Here is a 22,308-nt window from a genome sequence, read left to right as displayed (position 1 = left end):
AGCGATCAGGAACGGGCGGTCAGGTCGACAGGGGCGTTCAGGCGGAGCAGCGATGCCTCGCCGGCGCGCAGCCGCAGTTCGGTCAGGGCGCCGTTCTCCAGCGCCGGGAAGGCGCGTCGGTAGTGGGCGAGCGGGATGCCGAGCAGCTTGCACAGCACCAGGCGCAGCAGCGTCGAGTGGGCCACGACGAGGACGCGGCCGTCGGGGAGTTTGCGCGCGATCTCCTCCAGGCAGTCGACCGCCCGGTCGGCCGCCGCCACCGGATCCTCACCGCCGGGCAGGTGGTGGGCGACCGGGTCGGCGAGGAACGCGGCCAGCTCGTCGGGGAAGGCCTCGGCCATCTCCGCGCGGGTGAGCCCGTCGCCGCGGCCGAAGTCCACCTCGTACAGGCGCTCGTCGACCCACGGGGTCAGGCCGAGCGCGGTCGCCGCCGGCTCCGCGGTCAGCCGGGCCCGGGACAACGGCGAGCAGAGCACGGCGTCCAGCCGTTGCCCGGCGGCCCATGTGCCGAGCGCGGCGGCCTGCCGGCGGCCGCGTTCGGTGAGCGGCACGTCGGTGCGGCCCGCGTAGCGGTTCTCCGCGTGCCAGGCGGTCTCGCCGTGGCGGACGAGAACGAAGTCGGTCACTGTTCGGCCTTTCTGCGCGCATGGTCGGCCACGGCCTCGTCCAGCAGGCCGCGTCGGGCCAGTTCGTCGACGAAGCCGGCGTAGACGGGGAGCAGGGCGGCGGTGCGGCCCGGATCGGGGTGGAGTTCCCCGCGCAGACGCACCATGGCTGCCGTCGCCTCCTCAAGGGTGGCGCCGGAGGCCGTGGCGGCGAGCACCGCCATGCCGAGGGCGCTCTCGGCCTGTTCCGGCAGGCCGACCGTGCGGCCGAGCAGGTCGGCGCGCAGCTGCGCCCAGTAGCGGTTGCGGGCGCCGCCACCGGTGAAGGTGAGCGGCCCGTCGACGGGTGCGCCGAGGTGGTCGAGGTAGTCGAAGCACAGCCGTTCGACGCAGGCCACGCCGAGCAGGCAGGCGTGGAACTCCTCGGCCTCCCCGGAGAGTTCGCCGAGGACGAAGGGTGTGGCGTCCGGAGCGCGGAACGGAAAGCGTTCGCCGCCCGCGCCGGCCAGTGGATAGACGACCGCGGTGGAGCCGGTCGCGGCCGCCCGTGCCGTCAGCGCGTCGAGGTCGGCGCCGGGGAAGCGCTGGGCGATGATCCCGGCGCCGCTGCTGGAGGCGCCGCCGGGCAGCCAGGTGCCGCCGGGGCCGCGATGGCAGTAGACCACGCCGCCGGGATCGCGCACGAGGTGCGGGCTCGCGCCCTTGAACACCAGCGTGGTGCCCAGCACCGAGTTCCAGGCGCCCGGCGTCAGCGCCCCGGCGCCGATCTGGGCCGCGCAGCCGTCGGTCATCCCGGCGGTGACGGGCGTGCCGGCCGGGATGCCGGTCGCCTCGGCGGCGTCCGCGCACACCGTGCCGACGACCGTGCCGGGCCGTACCACCTCCGGCAGCAGATCGGGCGGGACGCCGAGCGCGGCGAGCTCGGCCTCGGGCCACCGCTCGGCGAGCAGGTCGTAGCCGGTCTTCAGCGCATGGCTGGCGTCGCTCGGCACCTGCCGCCCGGTGAGCCGCCAGGTGACGAGGTCCGCCTGGTGCAGCAGCCGGACCTCACGGGCCGCACCGGGGAGCCGGTCCAGCAGCCACAGCAGCTTCGGCAGCGCCCACGACGGCTGCATCGCGCGGTACCCGAGCCTCTCCCACACCTCAGCGCCCACGGTGTTCACACGGTCGGTGTACGCGTCGGCGCGACCGTCGTCGTACATCAGCCCCGGTGTGAGCTGGGTGCCCGCCGCGTCGGCGAGGAGCACCGTCCCGGAGGTGGCGTCGACGGCCAGGCCGCGCACGCGCCGCGGGTCGACGCCGGACAGGGCCGCACGGCAGGCGGCGGCGAGCGCCGGCCACCACTGCGCGGGGTCCTGTTCGTGCCGTACGCCGTCACGGCGGCCGGTCAGCGGGCGGGACGCGGCGCCCACCACACGGCCCGTGCCGTCCACGGCGACCGCGCGGGCGCTCTGGGTGCCGAGGTCGAGACCGAGGTGGACGGCGTCGGGGGACAGGGCGTCAGACATGCGGAGCCTTCACGGCGTGGGGGACAGGGGCGAGCGCCGGCCCGGACCCGACAGCGGCCGTCCAGCCGAGCGCGCGTGCGGCGTCGCGCCAGGTGAGATACGAGGCGTACAGCCCGTCGTAGAACGCGGCCCGCTCGGGGTCCGGCTCCCAACTCCTGTGCATATGGACGTACTTGGCGGCGGCGCTGTGCATGCTGCGCTCCGCCTCGCTGAGCACCAGGCCGGTCAGGAAGGCGCCCTTGGCGCCCAGTTCGGTGTCGGCGCTGCGGGCCGTCGGCACACCGGTGACGTCGGCGATGAGCCGGCACCAGTCGTCGCTGGCGGATCCGCCGCCGCACAGGCGCAGTTCGTGGACGTCGGTCCCGGACGCGGCGAGGCAGTCGCGGACGACGAGCGACAGGCCCTCGAACACGGCGCGGGCGAGGTGCGCGGGCGTGTGGTCGAGGGACAGACCCCAGAACGCGCCCCGCGCACGCGGGTCCAGGAAGGGGGCACGCTCCCCGGCGGGCGACAGATAGGGCAGGAACGCCGGCCCGTCCGCGCCCGGTTCGATGCCGAAGGCGAGCCGGCCGAGCGCGGCGGGATCCTCGACGGACAGGGTGCGGCAGGCCCAGTCGAGCACCTCGGTGCCGGACAGGGTGGGGAAGGCGCGCAAGGTGCGTTCCCGGCCGCGGTAGGCGATGTTGATGCCGCAGGGCTCGCCGCCGGTGTCCGGCGCCCGGGTGACGATCTCCGTGCACAGGGTCGTGCCGAGGATCGTGCACGCCTGGCCGGGGTTGACGGCGCCGGCGCCACGCGCGGTCGCGGCGATGTCGTACGGCGCCATCACGACCGGCAGCCCGGCGGGCAGACCCAGTTCGGCGGCCGTCTGGTGGGTGATCTCGGCCACGCGCTCGTGCTCACCGAGGATCCGCGGCAGCAGCGGCTCGGCCCAGCGCAGCTCGAACAGGTCGAGGATCACGGGGTCGTAGGCGCCGGTGGAGTGGTCGAGGAACGGCGCCGAGGCGTCGGACTCGTCGATCGCGGTGACGCCGGTGAGCCGCAGGAACAGCCAGCCCGCCGCCGTCAGCGCCGTACGGGAGCGCTTCAGCCGCTCCGGGTCGTGCCCGGCGAGCCAGCTGAGCACCGCGTTCGGCATGCCGCTGCAGGTGAGCGAGCCGTTGCGGCGGAACGCCTGCTCCAGTACGCCGTCCGCCTGCCAGCGGGTGAGCAGATCGCCGGCGCGCCCGTCGGACCACAGGATCGCCGGGCCGGTCGGGCGGCCCTCGCCGTCGACGAGCCAGCAGCCGTCGCCCTGCGCCGTGAAACTCACCAGCCACACGGGATCCTGGTCCGGGCCCAGCTGGGCGAGGGCGCTGCGCACGGCGAACACGACGCCGTTCCACACCGCCTCCATGTCCTGCTCCGCCCATCCGGGACGGGGCCGCAGCACCTCGGTGCCGATGCGGGAGACCGCCAATTCCCGACCCTGGTCGTCGAACACGACGGATTTGATGACCGAGGTTCCTACGTCGATGGTGAGAACCGACATGACTGCAATACCTGCCCCTTCATGTCCCTGCGCAAAGGACGCGCCCGCGGACCGGGCGGGCCCGGACCGCACGGCGGCTCGCGAAATCAGGGAATCGCGCGGCGGGCGCCGCGTCAATCGGCCCGGGGAGTTGTCCCGCGGGCGGATCACGGCGCCGTGTGAGATTCCGGGCGCGCTCTTGTGTCCGTGTGGTGTGGGAGCGGCGCTCACACGGGCACCGGCCAGGTCACGTCGTGTTACGTTCATGTGAGGTTCGCATCGCCGTGTCCCACGCCCCGCCCGCACCGCCCGGAAGGAGCCGCGAGCCATGCCCGGCATCGACGCCCGCACGGACGCCCAGGAGGAGCGCCGGCAGCGGCTGCGCGAGCTCGTCACCAGCCAGGGCTTCGTCCGCACCGCCGACCTCGCGGCCGAGTTCGGCGTGAGCGTCATGACCGTCCACCGCGACCTGGACGCGCTCCAGACGCAGGGCTGGCTGCGCAAGGTGCGCGGCGGGGCCAGCTCCCTGCCCTCCACGCAGTTCCACGGCAGCGTGAGCGAACGGCTGACGACGATGGCGCAGACCAAACAGCGGCTGGCGCGGGCCGCCGCCGAGGAACTCGCCCCGGGACAGGTCGTGATGATCGACGACTCCACGACGTGCCTGAACCTGGTCCGGCACGTCGCCGACCACACACCGATCACCGTCATCAGCAACGCCCTGCCCGCCATCACCGCCCTGGCCCGCGAGCCCGGCGTGGCGCTGATCGCGCTGGGCGGCACCTACTTCCCCGCGTACGACGCCTTCCTGGGCGTCCACACCGCGCACAGCGTGGAGTCGTTCCGCGCGGATGTGCTGTTCATGTCGACGACGGCGGTGACCGGCGGCCGCTGCTACCACATGTCGCCCGAGACGGTGCAGGTCAAGCGAGCCATGATGAGCGCGGCAGCCCGCCGGGTGCTGCTCATCGACCACACCAAGTTCGCCAACCAGGGCCTGTACGCGCTCGCCCCGCTCACGAGTTTCGACCTGGTGCTCGTCGACGACGCCGCCCCCGTGGGAGAGGTACGGCGGCTGCGGGACAGCGGGGTCGACGTCCGCGCCGTCGCCGGGGCGTGACCGGGCTCCGCCGCCTGTACGTCACGTGAAATGCACACCGATTTCACTCGGCGCCCCGGGCGGATGCCGAGGTCCGCACGGCGGCCCCCGGTGTCTTAACATCACGGCTCACACACCCCGCGAGGTGTTCTCCGGGACGGATTGACCCCGGCCGGGAGCGGTCTTTTCATCAGTGCCACGCCTTAGGCAATCCGCTCCCCGAATACCGCAAGAAGGTGTCCGCCGTGACCGTCCCCCCGAATGTCACACCCGCTTTCGAGGAAAACCCGCCGAGAAAATTCCTGGACCGTATCGGTATTCCGCATTCCCTCGCGTGGGGATTTCTGGGCGTCCTGGTCTTCATGATCGGTGACGGTGTCGAATCGGGATTCCTCGCCACCTATCTCCTGGACGAGGGCGTCTCCGAGGACCGCGTGGCGCTGCTGTTCACCGTGTACGGCGTCACCGCGAGCATCTCCGCCTGGTTCTCCGGGGCGCTGTCCGACCTGTGGGGCCCGCGCCGGGTGATGCTGCTGGGCCTCGGCATCTGGGCCGTCCTCCAGGTGGTGTTCCTCGGTGTCGCCGTACCGGCACAGCACTACTGGCTCCTGCTGGTGAGCTACGGCGTGCGCGGCTTCGGCTATCCGCTGTTCGCGTACGGCTTCCTGGTGTGGGTCACGGCGGTGACGCCGAGACGGCGGCTGGGCTCGGCGGTGGGCTGGTTCTGGTTCGCCTTCACCGGAGGGCTGCCCACGCTCGGCTCGCTCGTCGCCAGCTTCACGGTGCCGTGGATGGGCACGTACCGCACGCTGTGGTTCTCGCTGGGCCTGGTGCTGGCCGGCGGCGTCATCGCCCTGCTGCTGGTGCGCGAGCCGACCGGCCGCGGCCGGCTGGCGCCCGCCGGGGAGCGGCCGGTGGCCACGCTGCTCGGCTCGCTGTCCATCGTCTGGCGCGATCCGCGCATCGGCACCGGCGCCGTCGTGCGCACCATCAACACCGCGGCCCAGTTCGGCTTCCTGGTCTTCCTGCCGGTGTTCTTCACCGAGACGCTGGGCTTCACCCTGACCGAGTGGCTGCGGCTGCTGGCGGCGATGTTCGCCACCAATATCTTCTTCAACCTGCTGTTCGGCCTGGTCGGCGACCGGTTCGGCTGGCAGCGCACCGTGGCCTGGTGCGGCGGCGTCGGCTGCGCCCTGACCACGCTGCTGCTGTACTACGGGACGCTGGCGGCCGGTGACAACTTCGCACTGGCCCTGGTGCTGGTGAGCCTCTTCGGCGCGACCCTCGCCGGGTACGTCCCGCTGTCCGCGCTGATGCCGTCCCTGGCGCCGGAGCACAAGGGCCAGGCGATGGCGGCGCTCAACCTCGGAGCCGGGGCCAGCACCTTCGTCGGCCCGGCCGTGGTCGGGCTCTTCCTCGGGCCGCTCGGAGTCCAGGGCGTGATGTGGATCTTCGCCGGGCTGTATCTGGCGAGCGCCGTGATGACGCTCTGTCTCACGCTGCCGGAGCCGGACGCCACGGAGCGTACGACGGCGGCGGTGCCGGTGCAGAGCAGCACGGAGAAGGTGTAGGCGCCCACCGGCCCGTCGCCCGGCCGATGCCGCCCACGAAACGGAAGACCTTGGGCCTGATGATTACGGAGGGTGATGCCTGGGGGTAGGGCTGATCGGGCTGCCGGTGTGCGTTCCTTCCCCGGCCGACCGGTCGGGGCCGGTGAACGGGGTGGTCGGGGAGCTGTGGGCTTCCCGGCCGCCTTGTTCGTGTCTGACCGCTTCTGAACAGGTCGAATCGATCCTTGAACGATGTCAGGTCGTACGGTGGCGGGCTTATCGGTCTGTCGTACGAGGCCTCATACCAGAGCGGGACGTCGGCCGTAGGAGTTTGTCAACTGCCCACCGCACATGATGCGGTGGCGACTACGGTGAGTGGCGGTCGACAGCGTCGCATGAGGGAGCGGGGACCGGTACGTGCAGGCACAAGGCGGACGAGGGAACCGGCCGGGAGGCGTCGGCGCCGAGGCGGAGACCGGGCCGGCCCCGCGCGGGCGCGTGCCGCGACGCGAGGGTGCGCCCCGGCGTGACGGTGCGCCCCGGCGCGAGGGCGGACGGCACGGACGCCCGGCCGCCAGGCCCGCTCCCGCGCTGCCCGAGACGCACATACGGCCCCAGCTGCTGCGCCTCGCCGTGCTGCCCCCCGTCGCCGTCGCCCTCAGCGCCTGCGCCGCCGTGCTGTTCCTGGTCCGGACCACCGGAGTGCGTCCGGGCCCCGCCCTGTGGGCCGTGCTCGGCGGCGCCGTGTGCGTGGCCCTGGCCGGCATCATCATCGCCGCCGTGGCCGCCGACCGCGCGGCCCGCTCCGTGCACGACCGCATCGGCACCCTGCGCCGGAGCACCGCCCGGCGCGAGGCCGAACTGCGCGCCCTCGTCGAGACCCTGCGCCGCGGCGACGGCCCGCCCCCTCGGGCCCAGCACGGCGGACCGCCCCGGGACGCCGACGAGTTCGACCTCCTCGCCGCCGACCTGGCCCGCGCGCACGACGGTGCCGTGAACGCTGTGGTGCAGGCCTCCCGGCTGTCCAGCCAGGCGGGCAGCGAGCAGAAGCTCGAGGTGTTCGTCAACCTGGCCCGGCGCCTGCAGTCGCTGGTGCACCGGGAGATCTCGATCCTCGACGAGCTGGAGAACGAGATCGAGGACCCCGACCTGCTCAAGGGCCTCTTCCACGTCGACCACCTCGCCACCCGCATCCGCCGCCACGCCGAGAACCTGGCCGTGCTCGGCGGGGCCGTCTCCCGGCGGCAGTGGAGCAACCCCGTGTCCATGACCGAGGTGCTGCGCTCGGCCATCGCCGAGGTCGAGCAGTACTCGCGGGTCAAGCTCGTACCGCCCATCGACGGCACCCTGCGCGGGCACGCCGTCGCCGACGTCATCCACCTCCTCGCCGAACTCGTCGAGAACGCCACGGTGTTCTCCGCTCCGCACACCCAGGTGCTCCTGCGCGCCAACCTCGTCACCTCGGGGCTCGCCGTCGAGGTGGAGGACCGGGGACTGGGCATGCCCGTGGGCGAACAGGACCGGATGAACGCCCTGTTGAGCGATCCCGACCAGGTCAACGTCGCCAGTCTGCTGGCCGACGGGCGTATCGGTCTGTTCGTGGTCTCGCAGCTGGCCAAGCGGCACGGCATCCATGTGCGGCTGCAGACCAACATCTACGGCGGCGTGCAGGCGGTACTGGTGGTGCCGCAGGCGCTGCTGGGCGCGGAACCGGGCGAACCGGCGGCGGGCGCCGCGGGACAGCCGCGTGACGGCGACACCGGCGCGGGGACCGACGCGGGTACGGGCCCGGGGCGGCTGGTGTCCGTCCCCGGTACGCCTCTGTCGCCGGTGGCCGCCCCCGCCGTACCGCAGTGGCAGCGGCAGCCGGCCGCACCACGGCCCTCGGCGACCACGGCGCCCGCCTCCGCGCCGGTGTCCGCGCCCGCCCCTGCCCCGCCGGCGAACGGCGGAGCCGTCGCCCCGCCGCTGCCCGTGCGCGGTGCCCGACAGGTACGTCCCACCCCGGCCGAGGCCGTGCCCGGCGTCAACGCCGACGACCGGCAGCTTCTCGCCGAGAACGAGACCAGGCCGCTCACCCCCCGCACCGGCCCCGTGCGCGGCACCATGGGCAAACCCCAACTGCCCCGCCGCCGCGCCCAGGAACACATCGCACCCCAGCTCCGCGACGGTCCTGCCCCTCGCCAGGACACCGAGCACGTCCCCGGCCACGATCCCAACCTGATGGCCGCCTTCCAACGCGGCATCAGCCTGGCCGAGTCCCAGCAGCACACCGAGTCCCCGCGGCCCGACGAGCGGGCCTACACAGAGGGCGGCCACATGGGGGGCGGCCACACGGAGGGCGGCTCCATGGAGCATGGCCCCGTGGAGCGCGGCCACATGGGGCGCGAACACATGTCGTCGGCCTCCCTGTCCGACGGCACACCGCGCCCCGCAGGGGACACAGCGCGTACCGACCACACTTCCCGGCACGACGGGAGCGCAACCGCCGGATGACCACCCCCACGCCCACCCCCACCCGAATCCCAGCGCTCCCGCAGACCTTCGTATGACAAGGAGTCGATCCACCATGGCGAGCGATGCGCCGACCGCCCATGTATCCGATCTCGACTGGCTGATGAGCGGCCTCGTGCAACGCGTACCGCACACCAGCAGCGCCGTCCTGCTGTCGTGCGACGGGCTGGTGAAATCCATGCACGGCCTCGACCCGGACAGCGCCGACCACATGGCCGCCCTGGCCTCCGGCCTGTACTCCCTCGGCCGCAGCGCCGGCATCCGCTTCGGCGACGGCGGCGACGTCCGGCAGGTGGTCGTCGAGCTGGACTCGACCCTGCTGTTCGTCACCACCGCCGGCTCCGGCACCTGCCTCGCCGTCCTGGCCGGCCGCGAGGCCGACGCCGCCGTGCTGGGCTACGAGATGGCGATGCTGGTCAAGAGCGTCCGGCCGTACCTGGTGACCGCACCCCGGCAGCCCGCCGTCGAGCCCCAGGCTTCCCCGGGTTCGCCGGTCTCCCCGGCGATGAGGCCTTGAGCGCGGCGGCGGCCGGCGACGGACCCTGGCTCGACGACGCGGCCGGGCGGCTGGTGCGCCCCTTCACCGTCAGCAACGGCCGCACCCGCCCCACCGTCGCCCTCGACCTGCTGTCGCAGGTGATGGCCACCGGAGCCACCCCCCTCGGCTACCTCGGCCCCGAACACGTACAGGCCCTCGACCTGTGCCGCGCCCCCGTCCCGGTCGCCGAGGTCGCCGCCCATCTCAAGCTGCCGGTGGCCGTCACCAAGGTGCTGCTGGCGGACCTCGTCGACTGCGGGGCGCTGACCACCAAGCCCCCCGCGTTCCACCACACCCCGACGGACCGGGCCCTTCTGGAGGCAGTGCTCGATGGACTACGACGACAGCTCTGACTACGGCGACGGCGCACAGTACGGCGACGGCTCCGAGCAGGGCGCCGACCTCTTCCCCACCGCGCTGAAGATCCTCGTCGCGGGCGGGTTCGGCGTGGGCAAGACCACCTTCGTCGGCGCGGTCAGCGAGATCGCCCCGCTCAGCACGGAGGAACTGCTCACCACGGTCAGCGCCGCCACCGACAGCCTCGAAGGGATCGAGAACAAGGTCGAGACGACCGTGGCCATGGACTTCGGCCGCATCACCCTCGACCCGGAACATGTGCTGTACCTCTTCGGCACACCGGGCCAGGAGCGGTTCTGGTTCATGTGGGACGAGCTCTGCGAGGGCGCGCTCGGGGCGGTCATCCTCGCCGACACACGGCGCCTTGAGGAGTGCTTCGCGGCCGTCGACTTCTTCGAGCAGCGCGGCCTCGGCTTCATCGTCGCCGTCAACGAGTTCGACGGCGCCTTCCGCTACGACCCCGAGGAGGTGCGCGCCGCCCTCGACCTGCCGGACGAGATCCCCGTCGTGTGCTGTGACGCCCGGATCTCCAGCTCCGGTGTCCAGACCCTGCTCACCCTCGTCCGGCACCTCATCGCCCACGCCCCGGCCACCGCCACGGGGTATGGCGCTCACATGTGATCCCCGCACACCGTCACGGAGCCCGTATATGACCTTCGCCCACATCAAGGGAGCCCGCCCATGAGCTACGACCCGCCCCGCCCGGCCGGTCGTCTGCTGCTCACACCCGAGGACAAGGAGGCACCCGACCGCACGCGCAGGCTGCACCGGCTGGGACTCGGGGAGCGCCCCGAGCCCTCTCTCGACGCCTTCGCCTACGGTCTCGCCGAGCTCACCGGAGCCCCGTACGCCATGGTCAACTTCCTCGGCGAGGAGAGCCAGTTCTTCGCCGGCCTGTACACACCGGCCGCTCCGCCCGCCGTCCGCAGCGACGGCACCGGTGCGCTGCTGGGCCGGGTGCTGCCCCGCGACCATGGTTTCTGCCCCCATGTGGTGGCCCGGCGCAAGGCGCTGGTCCTCCAGGACGTCAGCGACTATCCGCGGTTCGCGGGCAACCCGGTCGTGGACGAGTTCGGCATCCGCTCCTACCTGGGCGCCCCACTGATCGACAGCACCGGCATGGTGCTCGGCACCGTGTCCGTCTGCGACATCCGGCCGCGGGCCTGGGGGCAGGCGGGCCTCGCCGCCATCAAGGAACAGGCCGCCGATCTCGTCGTACGCCTGGAGCGCCGGGAGGACGACGGGCTGCCGCTCTGAGCGCCCGGAGGCGTCGCACCGCCGATGAGGTGACGGCGTGAAGGAAAGCTGTGGCTGCGCTTAAGAAATCCTCGATGGACCGGTGAAGGTGTTGTACGGCAGATTGCAGTGCGATTCCACTCCTCTTCCCGGTGCCGGGCCTCCTTCGTGCGCCCTGACGCCGGGACTCACCCACAGGAGCCGTTGCGTTGAAGGCGCTCGTCAAGGAGAAGGCGGAACCCGGGCTGTGGCTCGCGGACGTTCCGGAGCCCGCCGTCGGACCCGGCGAGGTACTGATCAAGGTGCTGCGCACCGGTATCTGCGGCACCGATCTGCACATCCGGAACTGGGACGGCTGGGCCCAGCAGACCATCAGCACCCCGCTGGTCCTCGGCCACGAGTTCGTCGGCGAGGTGGTGGAGACCGGCCGGGACGTCCCCGACGACATCAAGCCCGGTGACCGGGTCAGCGGCGAGGGCCACCTGGTGTGCGGCAAGTGCCGCAACTGCCTCGCCGGCCGCCGCCATCTGTGCCGGGCCACCGTCGGTCTCGGGGTCGGACGCGACGGCGCCTTCGCCGAGTACGTCACGCTGCCCGCCGCCAACGTCTGGGTGCATCGCGTCCCCGTCGACCTCGACATCGCCGCGATCTTCGACCCGTTCGGCAACGCCGTGCACACCGCGCTGTCCTTCCCGGTCGTGGGCGAGGACGTGCTGATCACCGGGGCCGGACCCATCGGCCTCATGGCCGCCGCCGTGGCCCGGCACGCGGGGGCCCGCCACGTCATGATCACCGACGTGAGCGAGGAGCGCCTGGAGCTCGCCCGGAAGATCGGCGTGAGCCTGGCCCTGAACGTCGCCGAGTCGACCATCGCCGACGGCCAGCACACCCTCGGCCTGCGCGAGGGCTTCGACGTCGGCCTGGAGATGTCCGGCCGCCCCGAGGCCATGCGGGACATGCTCGCCAACATGACGCACGGCGGCCGGATCGCGATGCTCGGCCTGCCCGCCGAGGAGTTCCCGGTCGACTGGGCCCGGATCGTCACCTCGATGATCACGATCAAGGGCATCTACGGCCGGGAGATGTTCGAGACCTGGTACGCCATGTCGGTGCTGCTGGAGGGCGGCCTGGACCTCGCCCCCGTCATCACCGGCCGCTACGGCTACCGCGACTTCGAGGCCGCCTTCGACGACGCGGCGAGCGGCAAGGGCGGCAAGGTCATCCTGGACTGGACCGCGTAACTCCCTTCCTGGCCAGGCACATCGCCTCCCGGATCTGGCTCATCGCCTACCGCGCCAGGCACATCGCCTCCCCGGCCCGCACCCGCCTTCCGGCCGCGCCATCCCCGTCCGCGCAAGCACCTCAGGAGCCCTTTCCATGTTCGAATCCGTCCGCGACGACCTCCGCGCCACTCTCGACGAGATCCGCGCCGCCGGCCTGCACAAGCCCGAGCGCGTCATCGGCACCCCCCAGTCCGCCACCGTGAACGTCACCTCCGGCGGCCGCCCCGGCGAGGTCCTCAACTTCTGCGCCAACAACTACCTCGGCCTCGCCGACCACCCCGAGGTGATCGCCGCCGCCCACGAGGCGCTGGACCGCTGGGGCTACGGCATGGCGTCCGTCCGCTTCATCTGCGGCACCCAGGAGGTGCACAAGGAACTGGAGGCGCGGCTGTCGGCGTTCCTCGGCCAGGAGGACACGATCCTTTATTCCTCCTGCTTCGACGCCAACGGCGGTGTGTTCGAGACGCTGCTCGGCCCGGAGGACGCGGTGATCTCCGACGCGCTGAACCACGCGTCCATCATCGACGGCATCCGGCTGTCCAAGGCCCGCCGCTTCCGGTACGCCAACCGCGACCTGGAGGACCTGGAGACACAGCTCAAGGAGGCCTCGGACGCGCGCCGCAGGCTGATCGTCACCGACGGCGTCTTCTCCATGGACGGCTATGTGGCGCCGCTGCGGGAGATCTGCGACCTCGCCGACCGCTACGACGCGATGGTCATGGTCGACGACTCGCACGCCGTCGGCTTCGTCGGCCCCGGCGGGCGCGGCACCCCCGAGCTGCACGGCGTGATGGACCGCGTCGACATCATCACGGGCACCCTCGGCAAGGCCCTCGGCGGCGCTTCCGGCGGGTACGTCGCCGCACGCGCGGAGATCGTCGCCCTGCTGCGCCAGCGCTCGCGGCCGTACCTGTTCTCCAACACGCTCGCCCCGGTGATCGCCGCGGCCTCGCTGAAGGTCCTGGACCTGCTGGAGTCGGCCGACGACCTGCGGGTCCGGCTCGCCGAGAACACGGCCCTGTTCCGCCGCCGGATGACCGAGGAGGGTTTCGACATCCTCCCCGGCGACCACCCCATCGCGCCGGTGATGATCGGCGACGCGGCGCGGGCCGGGCGCATGGCGGAGCTGCTGCTGGAGCGCGGGGTGTACGTGATCGGGTTCTCCTACCCGGTGGTGCCGCAGGGCCAGGCCCGTATCCGGGTCCAGCTGTCGGCCGCCCACTCCACGCAGGACGTCGACCGCGCGGTGGACGCCTTCGTCGCGGCACGGGCGGAACTCGACGCCTGAGCCGAAGGCACCGCGGCATTTGAGACAATCGACCGCATGATCGAGGCGCGGCGGCTCCACATCCTCCGTGCGGTGGCCGACCACCGCACGGTCACGGCGGCTGCCGCCGCGCTCTACCTCACCCCGTCGGCCGTGTCCCAGCAGCTCACCGCGCTGGAGCAGGAGACGGGCCACCGGCTGGTGGAGCGGAGCGCCAAGGGCGTACGGCTGACCCCGGCCGGCGAGATCCTGCTGAGCCACACCAACGCGGTCCTCGCCCAGCTGGAGCGGGCCGCCGCCGAGCTCGCCGCGTACAGCTCGGGCTCGGCCGGAACCGTCACCGTCGCCTCCTTCGCGACCGGGATCGCCGAGGTCGTCGCACCGGCGGTGGCCCGCCTCGCCGAGTCGGCGCCCGGTATCCGCATCCGCGTCCAGGACGCCGAGGGCGACGCCAGCCTGCCGATGGTGCTGGACCGGCAGGTCGACGTCGCCGTCGCGGTCGAGTACCGGGGGGCGCCGCCCGCCGACGATCCGCGGCTGGCCCACGTACCGCTGTACGCGGAGCCCTTCGACGCCGTCGTGCCGGTCACCCACCGCCTCGCGGACACCGCGGAGGTGCCGCTGGCCGAGCTGGCCAAGGACCCGTGGATCGGGCCGTACCCCGGCAACCCCTGCCACGACGTGGTGGTCCTGGCCTGCGAGAGCGCCGGGTTCCAGCCCCGGCTGGAGCACTCCTCGGACGACTTCCGCGCGGTGGTCGCGCTCGCCGCGGCGGACGCCGGTGTGGCGCTCGTACCCCGCTCGGCGCTGCGTGGCATGGATCTGACCGGCGTCGTGGTCCGCCCGGTCGACGGTGTGGCGCCCACCCGCCGGGTCTTCGCCGCCGTGCGCGGGGGCGCGGAGGAGCATCCGCTGATCAAGCCCGTCCTCGACGCGCTGCGCGAGGCCGCCGCGAACGGCTGAGCAGGCGCCGGGAACCGGCCACCGGCCGCGGACAGTCTGGGCTGTCATGCGTGTGACGATGATCCTTCCGGCCCTGACCGAGGCGACCAGCCCGTTGTTCCGGCCCATCAAGTACTCGCTGTTCCCGCCCCTGGGTCTGGCGACCCTCGCCGGCTACCTCGACCCCGACGACGAGGTCACCCTGCACGACGAACACGTCGAGCGCCTCGACCTGGAGGCCCTCGGCACCCCGGACCTCGTGGTGATCCAGCCGTACATCACCTCCGCGCGCCGAAGCTACGAGATAGCCGCCCACTTCCGCGCACGGGGCGTGCACGTCGCCATGGGCGGCCTCCACGTCACCTCGCTGCCCGAGGAGGCGGCGGCGCACGCGGACACCGTCTTCACCGGCCCCGGCGAGGACACCTGGCCGCTGTTCCTCAAGGACTTCCGCGACGGCGTACCCGCCCGCCGCTACGACTCCACCAGCCGCACCCTCGCCGGCCTGCCCCCGGTGCGCCGCGACCTGATCAAGCGGCACCTCTACCTGGTCCCCAACTCGATCGTCGTCACGCGCGGTTGCCCGCACCACTGCGACTTCTGCTACAAGGACGCCTTCTTCGAGGGCGGCAAGTCCTTCTACACCCAGGCCGTCGACGACGCTCTGGCCGAGATCGACCGCCTGCCCGGCCGCCACCTGTACTTCCTCGACGACCATCTCTTCGGCAACCGGCGCTTCGCCGAGGCCCTGTTCGACGGTATGACCGGCACCGGCCGGCTGTGGCAGGCGGCGGCGACGGTCGACTCCGTCCTCAAGCCGGGCCTGCTGGAGCGTGCCGTGGAGGCGGGCCTGCGCAGCCTGTTCGTCGGCTTCGAGACGGTGAACGACGCCAACCTCGCCGAGCGCCGCAAGAACCAGAACATGGGCGCCGACTACGCGGCGGCGGTACGGCGGCTGCACGACGCCGGAGTCATGGTCAACGCCAGCTTCGTCTTCGGTCTCGACCAGGACGGCCCCGACGTCTTCGACCGGACCGTGGAGTGGGCGGTCGGGCAGGGCATCGAGACAGCCACCTTCCACATCATGACGCCGTATCCGTCGACCGGGCTGTGGAGGCAACTGGAGTCGCAGAACCGCATGCTGCACCGCGACTGGGACCTGTACGACACGCGCCATGTCGTCTATGAGCCGAAAGGGATGACGGCACGTCAGCTGGAGGACGGCTACTGGCGGGCCTACCGCGACTTCTACCGCTGGCCGAACATCTGGCGGGGCTCGGCGGCCCAGCCCGGCCGGCACGAGCGGATGCGGCATCTGGCCTACGCGGGCGGCTGGAAGAAGTTCGAGCCCGCGTGGGACCTGTTGATCCGCTCCAAGCGGGTGGTCCGTGCGCTGCCGGCGCTGGAGCGGACCCTGGCGGCGTTCGGGGGCCGCGAGTGACGGGGCTCTTCGAGGTGTGTTTCATATCCGGGATAGACTCCCGGATATGAAACGAGATGAGGCAGGGGTGGCCCCGGACCCCGTCGACGCCCGGCTCGGTGCGCGACTGGCCGAGCTGAGGGCGGAACACGGCTGGTCCCTGGGGGAGTTGGCGGAGCGCAGCGGGATCAGCCGGTCCACCCTGTCCCGGGCCGAGCGGGCGGAGATCAGCCCCACCGCCGCCCTGCTGAACCGCCTGTGCGCCGTCTACGGGCGCACCATGTCCCAGCTGCTCAGCGAGGTCGAGGCGGAGCCGGCGCCGGTGGTGCGGGCCGCCGACCAGCAGGTGTGGGAGGACCCGGCCTCCGGCTTCGTCCGCCGGTCCGTCTCGCCGCCGCACGGCGGGCTGCGCGGTGAACTCGTCGAGGGCAGGCTCACCGCCGGCGCCGACATCGCCTACGACCGGCCGCCGGTGCCCGGCCTCGAACAGCACATCTGGGTACGGGAAGGGGCTCTGGTGGTGACGGCCCAGGACACCGATCACCGGCTCGCCGCCGGCGACTGCCTGAGACTGCGCGTATGGGGCCCGACGCGCTTCAGCTGCCCCGGCCCCGAGGACGCGCGCTACGTCCTGGCGGTGGTACGACCGTGACCGTCACCCGCATGGATGCCACCCAACTCGCCGAGGACGCGGAGACCTTGGCCGACCTGCTGACCGACACCGTGGACGGTGGAGCCTCCGTCGGCTTCCTCGCGCCGCTCGACCGCGACGCGGCCCTCGCCTGGTGGAAGGAGCGGTCGGCGGCCGTCGCCGCGGGCCACCTGGCCGTCTGGGTCGCCCACGACGACGAGGGCCGGGCGCTGGGCACCGTCAGCCTCGCCTTCCCCGACAAGCCCAACAGCGCCCATCGCGCCGAACTCGTGAAGCTGATGGTGCACCGCGCGGCCCGCGGCCGGGGGCTGGGCCGCAGGCTGCTGACCCTCGCGGAGGACGCGGCCGCAGCGCGGGGCATCACCCTGCTGCACCTGGACACCGAGACCGACAGCCCCGCCGAACACCTCTACCGCTCCGCCGGCTGGACCCCCGTGGGCGCGATCCCCGACTACGCGGCGGACCCGGCCGGGGTGCTGCGGCCCACGACGATCTACTACAAGCACCTCACAGGGGCCCCGGCGCACGCTCCGACCAGGTGATTGTCAGTGACGGGCGCTACGGTGCCTGCCATGCCGGATGCCGAAGACGTACGACGGATCGCCCTGTCCCTGCCGGACACGACGGAGAAGGTCGCCTGGAACATGCCCACGTTCCGGGTCGCGGGGAAGATGTTCGCCACCCTGCCCGAGGACGAGACGTCCATCGCCGTGCGCTGCCCCAAGGAGGAGCGCGACGAACTGGCCCTCGCCGAACCGGAGAAGTTCTGGATCGCCGACCACGAGGCGCAGTTCGCCTGGGTCAGAGTCCGCCTCGCCGCCCTCGAGGACGAGGCCGAACTGCACGACATCCTCGCCGACTCCTGGCGCCAGGCGGCCCCGCCCCGCCTGCTGGAGGCCCACCCCGGGCTGGGGCTGCCGCCCGCGGGCTGAAATCGGCAGGAGCGTTGTCAGTGCCCCGTGGCATGATCCGGTTTCGTGGGTGCCGGCCGGGGCCGGAGGGGGGCTCCGGCCGGCACGGCGTGGGGTGAACGGGCGGAACGCGGTCGGGGAGGGCCACAGGTGGGGGCGAGGTCGAGGCGGCCGGCGGCAGGGACGGCCGGCAAGGGGACAGGGCCGGCCGCAGGGCGTCGTGAGGGGAGTGCGGCCGAGCAGGTGGCGGCGGACTCCGGCCGGGGCGTGTGGTCGCGGGACTTCGGGCTGTTCTTCGTGGCGCGGGCCGTTGCCCGGCTGGGGGACACCATGCTGCCCGTGGCGCTGGCCGCCGGTCTGCTCCAGCACGGGTACGGCGCGGGCGCCGTCGGCCTGGCCATGGCCGCGACGGCCGCCGCGTTCGCCGGGCTCGTCGTCTTCGGCGGGGTGATCGCCGACCGCTTCAGCACCCGCAAGCTCATGATCGGGGCCGACCTGGTGCGCCTGGCCGCCCAGTTGCTCGCGGCCGGGCTGTTCTTCTCCGGGCATGTCGTGCTCTGGGAGATCTGCGCCATCGGCTTCGTCAACGGCGTCGCCGGCGCCGTGTTCCAGCCCGGCGTCGCCAGCACGGTGCCCCGGCTGGCCTCCGACATCCAGGGCGCCAACGGCGCGATACGCATAGCCGAGTCCAGCGCCCAGCTCGCCGGCCCCGCCCTCGCCGGTCTGCTCGTCGGCTTCGCCTCACCGGGAGGCGTCTTCGTGGCGCACGCCGCGACCTACGGGGTGAGCGCCCTGTGCCTGCTGCTGCTCCGGCTGCCCCCGCTCCCGACGAGCAGCCGTCCGGCACAGCACAGGGGCCGCGCCTTCCGGGCCGATCTCGTCGAAGGCTGGCGGGAGTTCCGGGCGCGCACCTGGCTGTGGGGTGTGATCGCCATCTGGTGCCTCTACATGATCGCGGTGTGGGGTCCCACGGTTCCCCTGGTCGCCGCCGACGTGGTCCAGGAGCACGGTCCGCGCGCCTACGGCCTGGTCAACTCCGCCCTCGGCGCGGGCACCGTCGTCGGCGGTTTCCTCGCGCTGCGTCTGCGGCCCCGCCGTATGCTCCGCGCCGGTGCGATCGCCCTCTTCGCGTTCGCCGCGTTCCCGGCGTCCGTCGGGGCCGGACTGGGCGTGCCGGCCATGGCGGCCGGGGCGGCCGTCGCCGGGGCCGGGCTGTCGTTCTGGGGCGTGATGTGGGCGACGACCGTGCAGACCCAGGTCCCGCCGGACGTCCTCAACCGCATCCACGCCTACGACGTGGCCGGCTCGCTGGCGATGATGCCGGTCGGCCAGGCCCTCGCCGGCCCGGCCGCTTCGGTGCTCGGCACGCAGCACGTCCTGCTGGCGGCCGGCGTGACCAGCCTCGTCGTCTCGGCGTCCCTGCTCGCGGTCCCGGCGATACGCACCCTGGTCCGCGCCGAGCCGTCCCCGGCCGACCGGACGTCCCCCCGACCGGCCCCCGAAGCCCCGGCAGCCTGCGAGCCACCCGCGAAGGACGGCTGTCCCGACCGGGGTTGAGCCGGGGGTGACCGATCCCGCTCGGGCAGCCCTTCCTCACGCCCCCACGGGTGACCGTCGGGCGGCGAGGAATCCGCCGATCCGCTCGCGCAGCGACCCCGCGTCGAGACCGTGCGCGGCGGCGTGTTCCTCGATCCGGCCGTAGCGGCGCAGCTCCGGTCGGCCCACGCCCAGCCCCAGCACCCGGTGCGGTACGTCGGACAGCGCGTCGTTCGCCACGCCCGTCGACGTGCCCGCCAGATACGGCTCGACGAGCACCACATCCGTGCCGGCCGTCTCCGTGGCCCGGCGCAGTGCGGCCCCGTCGAAGGGGCGGACGGTCGTGGCGTACAGGACCGTGACGTCCAGACCCTCCGTCGCCGCGAGCACCGCGTCCAGCATCGGCCCGACCGCGATCACGACGCCGGAGCGGCCCTCGCGCACCGTGCGGAACCGCTCCCCGTCCACGGGCAGCGCGTGCGCGTTGGACTGCACGGACAGCCGCACGTACACCTTGTCGTCCCCGGCGGCCACCGCGTGCCGCAGCAGCGTCTCGGCCTCGTCCGGATGCCCCGGCACATGCACGGTCCAGCCGTCCAGGGTGTCCAGCAGCGCCACATCGCCCGGTGCCATGTGCGTGTAGCCGCCTGCCGGCCAGTCGAAGGAGGCGGCGGCACTCACCAGCACCGCTCCCACGCCCTGATGCCCGAGGTCCAGCTTGACCTGCTCGAAGGGCCGCTCGACGAGAAAACTGGCGAACGTGTGCACCACCGGCCGCAACCCGGTGAGGGCCATCCCGGCGGCGGCCCCCACCAGCAACTGCTCACGGATGCCGACGTTCACCACCCGGTCCGGATGCCTGCGCCGGGCCGCCTCGAAACCGTCCCTGCCGATCTCGGCGAGAACCACGGCCACCCGGGGATCCTCGTCGAGCAGCCGGGAGACGACAGGGGCCAAACGATCACGCATGGTGTCCACGGAGATCGGTCCTTTCATATGACGGATTCGGAAGGGAATTCACACGGACTTCGGCTCGACCCGGGCCACCACCGCATGGGGCCGGCCCGGGTGCGGGGCGGTGAACGCGGCGTACAGCGCCTCGTGGTCGCGGCCGTCGACCGTGCGCGTGGACCAGCCCGCCGCCTCGAAGCGGGCCGCGATCCCGCCGGGCCGGGCATGGCTCGCGGAGGAGTTGTCGACGACGACGGTGTGCAGCCGCTCCAGGCCGGCGGGCCCGGCGAAGGCGATCGCCTCGTGGTTGCTGCCCTCGTCCAGTTCGGCGTCGCCGACCAGCGTCCACACCCGCGGTTCGTCGAGCCCCTGCGCCCGCATCCCCAGCGCCGTACCGACGGCGATCGGCAGCCCGTGCCCCAGCGAGCCGCTGCCGATCTCCGCCCCCGGCACCAGCATCCGATCGGGATGATGACCGAGCGGCGAGTCGTAGGACCCGAAGCCCGGCAGCCACTCCACCGGCAGAAAGCCCTTCGCGGCCAGCACGGCGTAGTACGCCATCGGGCCGTGCCCCTTCGACAGCAGGAACCGGTCCCGCTCCGGGTCGTCCATCCGCTCCGGGCTCACCCGCAGCACCCGGTCGTACAGCACCCACAGCACGTCCAGCGTGGATGTCGCGGCCGGCCCGTGCTTCTCGTCGCCGGTCATGAGACTCATCAGCCCGGGCACGTCCGCGTACCCGTACACACGCCTGGTTTCCTCGGTCGTCGTCATGCCGACGATGCTGCAACCTCAACCAAACTTGAGGTCAAGCGCGGAAAGGGTGCGCGATCACCGCCGTGAGTGCGGTATGGTTTCCGTGCACGTTCGGCCCGGGGAAACCCCAGGTCAGACGGGCAACGGGACGTGGCGCAGCTTGGTAGCGCACTTGACTGGGGGTCAAGGGGTCGCAGGTTCAAATCCTGTCGTCCCGACTTGCACAGCAGCAGGTCAGAGGCCATATCGGGAATGCCGATACGGCCTCTTGAGCTGTTTCCGGGACGACGATCAGCCAGACCCTCGGGGGCCGGGTGAGTGTCCCCAGCCTGCCTGAGAGTCGCCGATCCCCAGCAGCACCAGTCGCAGGTCGGCTTCCGTCCCCGCCGCGGTCGGTTCCCCATGTCCGCGCGACCCGTCGGCGATCCGCTCCAGGTACTCGCGCACGGACACCCCCTCGGCCGCAGCCGCCGCCGCGAGGCGGGCGTACGCGGCCGTCGAGATCCTGAGGTCCGTCTCAGTCACCGGCAAAGCCCCTCCCTTCCGCCAGCCGGTCGAGCAGTTCCTCGGCCCACGTCGGGTCGTAACGGTCGAGGCGGGGCACGCCGCCCTCGTTGGGGTCCCCGGTCCATTCGACGTGCGCGCCGGGGTTGTGCGCCGCGTACCCGCCGGGCGCGAACAGGTGAGGGCTGCCCTGGATGTCACGGCCCTGGGCGATGCGCCACTGCTCGTAGATCTCGGCGCGCCCGGCGCCGCGCTCCAGGGCGCGGCCCAGAGCCTCTTCGTCCACGTGCTCGCACTTGGCGGCCACGTCGAGGATCTCCGAGGGGATGCTGACGCACCGGCTCTCGGCGTAGAAGGCGTGACGCAGGCCGGCGTCCAGTTCGTCGCTGCCGCGCAGGCCACCGATGGACGGATCCTTCGCCGCCTGGACCGCTTCCATCGCCGGCAGCATGGTCGAGGGGTAGTCGTACTCCCGTCCCGCCCAAAGACGCCAGCCGAGTTCGGGACGGTGTGCGGAGATCACCACCATCTCGGGCTCCACGATGAACTTGGGCGTGGGCTGGCTGTTGAACAGCTCCAGGGGAAACGCCCGGTGGTCGATCAGGAGGTCCTGCCCGCGTTCGCGAGCCGTGGTGCGGAGCGTGTGCAGGGCGAGGGTGGCCCAGGGGCACCCCAGGTCCGACCAGACGGTGACGGGCGCTGGCTCCGGAGCAGCGCTCATGATGATCCTCCTCGGTACCGGGACCACCGCTGGTCCCTGTCGTGTGTGCCGCGGCACGGAAGTCCATGGTGACGCGCTTGCGGGACCCGGCATCGAGGCCCCGGTGACAGTGTGTCAAGTGCCTTCCCCGGCGCCCCTGTAGAGCGTCCGCACCTCGGGGGAGGTGGTGCGGACACACTCCGCGGCCCGCGCTCCGGAGGGGACGGAGGGGAGGGGGAGGCCGCAGTGCTGGTCCGGCCACCCCCACCCGTCGCAAGTCCTGTGCTCTGTGTACCTGGGAGCGACGTTCGGCGTACCGCACAGTGGAAGGGCAGCCCTTCGGATCGTCTCCCGTCTGACCTTGATGGAGGGTCCGTTCATGAGTGTGGTCGCGCTGAGCCCTGACCAAGCGCAGAATCCGACCACGTGCGAGCCGTCGTACGTACCTGCGTGCAACGTGTCGTTGCCG

22 protein-coding genes and 1 tRNA gene are annotated in these 22,308 nt (G+C 72.4%); 16 read left to right on the top strand and 7 right to left on the bottom strand.

What is annotated here, in order from left to right; all coding sequences use genetic code 11:
* Positions 1-5 precede the first annotated feature (5 nt).
* The 3 genes from AB0412_RS12770 to AB0412_RS12760 are packed head-to-tail and all read right to left on the bottom strand — an operon-like array spanning position 6 to position 3,644.
* Positions 6-626: a histidine phosphatase family protein gene (locus tag AB0412_RS12770; RefSeq protein WP_366402559.1), complete on the bottom strand. Its 621-nt coding sequence runs from the start codon at positions 624-626 to the stop codon at positions 6-8.
* The gene (locus AB0412_RS12765; protein ID WP_366402558.1) at positions 623-2,113 is read right to left on the bottom strand and encodes an FGGY family carbohydrate kinase; all 1,491 of its coding nucleotides are present in this window, start codon (positions 2,111-2,113) and stop codon (positions 623-625) included. The genes AB0412_RS12770 and AB0412_RS12765 overlap by 4 nt, the downstream gene beginning before the upstream one ends.
* Positions 2,106-3,644, bottom strand: coding sequence for an FGGY-family carbohydrate kinase (locus AB0412_RS12760; protein WP_366402557.1), 1,539 nt, complete (start codon positions 3,642-3,644; stop codon positions 2,106-2,108). Before AB0412_RS12760 ends, AB0412_RS12765 begins: the two co-directional genes overlap by 8 nt.
* Before the next feature lie 307 nt (positions 3,645-3,951).
* On the opposite strand from AB0412_RS12760, the gene AB0412_RS12755 reads away from it, so the two are divergent.
* The 15 genes from AB0412_RS12755 to AB0412_RS12685 all read left to right on the top strand — a co-directional run bounded on the left by AB0412_RS12755 (position 3,952) and on the right by AB0412_RS12685 (position 18,949).
* Positions 3,952-4,743, top strand: a complete 792-nt coding sequence (locus AB0412_RS12755) for a DeoR/GlpR family DNA-binding transcription regulator (protein ID WP_366402556.1) — start codon at positions 3,952-3,954, stop codon at positions 4,741-4,743.
* A gap of 224 nt (positions 4,744-4,967) precedes the next feature.
* Positions 4,968-6,293 (top strand): MFS transporter, encoded by a 1,326-nt coding sequence (locus AB0412_RS12750; RefSeq protein WP_366402555.1) that lies wholly within the window; start codon positions 4,968-4,970, stop codon positions 6,291-6,293.
* Between the two features lie 477 nt (positions 6,294-6,770).
* A complete protein-coding gene (locus tag AB0412_RS12745; protein WP_366402679.1) occupies positions 6,771-8,768 on the top strand; it encodes an ATP-binding protein in 1,998 nt (665 codons plus the stop codon).
* A gap of 73 nt (positions 8,769-8,841) precedes the next feature.
* A complete protein-coding gene (locus AB0412_RS12740; RefSeq protein ID WP_366402554.1) occupies positions 8,842-9,303 on the top strand; it encodes a roadblock/LC7 domain-containing protein in 462 nt (153 codons plus the stop codon).
* Positions 9,300-9,677: a DUF742 domain-containing protein gene (locus AB0412_RS12735; protein WP_366402553.1), complete on the top strand. Its 378-nt coding sequence runs from the start codon at positions 9,300-9,302 to the stop codon at positions 9,675-9,677. Before AB0412_RS12740 ends, AB0412_RS12735 begins: the two co-directional genes overlap by 4 nt.
* Positions 9,655-10,302 carry an ATP/GTP-binding protein gene (locus AB0412_RS12730; protein ID WP_366402552.1) on the top strand — a complete coding sequence of 216 codons (648 nt, stop codon included), beginning with the start codon at positions 9,655-9,657 and terminating at the stop codon, positions 10,300-10,302. Before AB0412_RS12735 ends, AB0412_RS12730 begins: the two co-directional genes overlap by 23 nt.
* A 60-nt stretch (positions 10,303-10,362) precedes the next feature.
* Positions 10,363-10,938 carry a GAF domain-containing protein gene (locus AB0412_RS12725; RefSeq protein WP_366402551.1) on the top strand — a complete coding sequence of 192 codons (576 nt, stop codon included), beginning with the start codon at positions 10,363-10,365 and terminating at the stop codon, positions 10,936-10,938.
* Positions 10,939-11,126: 188 nt separating this feature from the next.
* Positions 11,127-12,158: an L-threonine 3-dehydrogenase gene (gene tdh / locus AB0412_RS12720; RefSeq protein ID WP_366402550.1), complete on the top strand. Its 1,032-nt coding sequence runs from the start codon at positions 11,127-11,129 to the stop codon at positions 12,156-12,158.
* Between the two features lie 136 nt (positions 12,159-12,294).
* A complete protein-coding gene (locus AB0412_RS12715; protein ID WP_366402549.1) occupies positions 12,295-13,488 on the top strand; it encodes a glycine C-acetyltransferase in 1,194 nt (397 codons plus the stop codon).
* Between the two features lie 36 nt (positions 13,489-13,524).
* Complete coding sequence (locus tag AB0412_RS12710; protein ID WP_366402548.1) at positions 13,525-14,430, top strand: LysR family transcriptional regulator; 906 nt, start codon at positions 13,525-13,527, stop codon at positions 14,428-14,430.
* 46 nt (positions 14,431-14,476) lie between these two features.
* Positions 14,477-15,850 carry a radical SAM protein gene (locus AB0412_RS12705; protein WP_366402547.1) on the top strand — a complete coding sequence of 458 codons (1,374 nt, stop codon included), beginning with the start codon at positions 14,477-14,479 and terminating at the stop codon, positions 15,848-15,850.
* A 46-nt stretch (positions 15,851-15,896) separates the two neighbouring features.
* Positions 15,897-16,481 (top strand): helix-turn-helix domain-containing protein, encoded by a 585-nt coding sequence (locus AB0412_RS12700; RefSeq protein WP_366402546.1) that lies wholly within the window; start codon positions 15,897-15,899, stop codon positions 16,479-16,481.
* A gap of 11 nt (positions 16,482-16,492) precedes the next feature.
* Positions 16,493-17,023: a GNAT family N-acetyltransferase gene (locus AB0412_RS12695; RefSeq protein WP_366402545.1), complete on the top strand. Its 531-nt coding sequence runs from the start codon at positions 16,493-16,495 to the stop codon at positions 17,021-17,023.
* Between the two features lie 30 nt (positions 17,024-17,053).
* Complete coding sequence (locus AB0412_RS12690; protein WP_366402544.1) at positions 17,054-17,413, top strand: MmcQ/YjbR family DNA-binding protein; 360 nt, start codon at positions 17,054-17,056, stop codon at positions 17,411-17,413.
* Between the two features lie 222 nt (positions 17,414-17,635).
* On the top strand, positions 17,636-18,949 hold the full coding sequence (locus AB0412_RS12685) for an MFS transporter (RefSeq protein ID WP_366402543.1): 1,314 nt from the start codon (positions 17,636-17,638) through the stop codon (positions 18,947-18,949).
* Between the two features lie 36 nt (positions 18,950-18,985).
* Here the strand turns inward: AB0412_RS12685 and AB0412_RS12680 are convergent, their stop codons facing one another.
* Both AB0412_RS12680 and AB0412_RS12675 read right to left on the bottom strand, forming a co-directional pair.
* Entirely contained in the window at positions 18,986-19,906 is a 921-nt protein-coding gene (locus AB0412_RS12680; protein ID WP_366402542.1) for a transketolase, read from the bottom strand.
* Positions 19,907-19,945: 39 nt separating this feature from the next.
* Positions 19,946-20,653, bottom strand: coding sequence for a transketolase (locus AB0412_RS12675; RefSeq protein WP_366402541.1), 708 nt, complete (start codon positions 20,651-20,653; stop codon positions 19,946-19,948).
* 126 nt (positions 20,654-20,779) lie between these two features.
* On the opposite strand from AB0412_RS12675, the gene AB0412_RS12670 reads away from it, so the two are divergent.
* A tRNA-Pro gene (locus AB0412_RS12670) sits at positions 20,780-20,853 on the top strand.
* Between the two features lie 73 nt (positions 20,854-20,926).
* On the opposite strand, the gene AB0412_RS12665 is transcribed toward AB0412_RS12670, so the two are convergent.
* A complete protein-coding gene (locus AB0412_RS12665) occupies positions 20,927-21,160 on the bottom strand; it encodes a hypothetical protein (RefSeq protein WP_366402540.1) in 234 nt (77 codons plus the stop codon).
* Positions 21,153-21,860, bottom strand: coding sequence for a DsbA family protein (locus tag AB0412_RS12660; protein ID WP_366402539.1), 708 nt, complete (start codon positions 21,858-21,860; stop codon positions 21,153-21,155). Before AB0412_RS12660 ends, AB0412_RS12665 begins: the two co-directional genes overlap by 8 nt.
* Positions 21,861-22,308 lie beyond the last annotated feature (448 nt).

It is taken from the genome of Streptomyces sp. NPDC052012 (assembly GCF_040689265.1).
Classification (GTDB): Bacteria; Actinomycetota; Actinomycetes; order Streptomycetales; family Streptomycetaceae; genus Streptomyces.
Note: the sequence above shows the minus strand (reverse complement) of the source record. Positions and strands in the feature narration are given on the sequence as shown.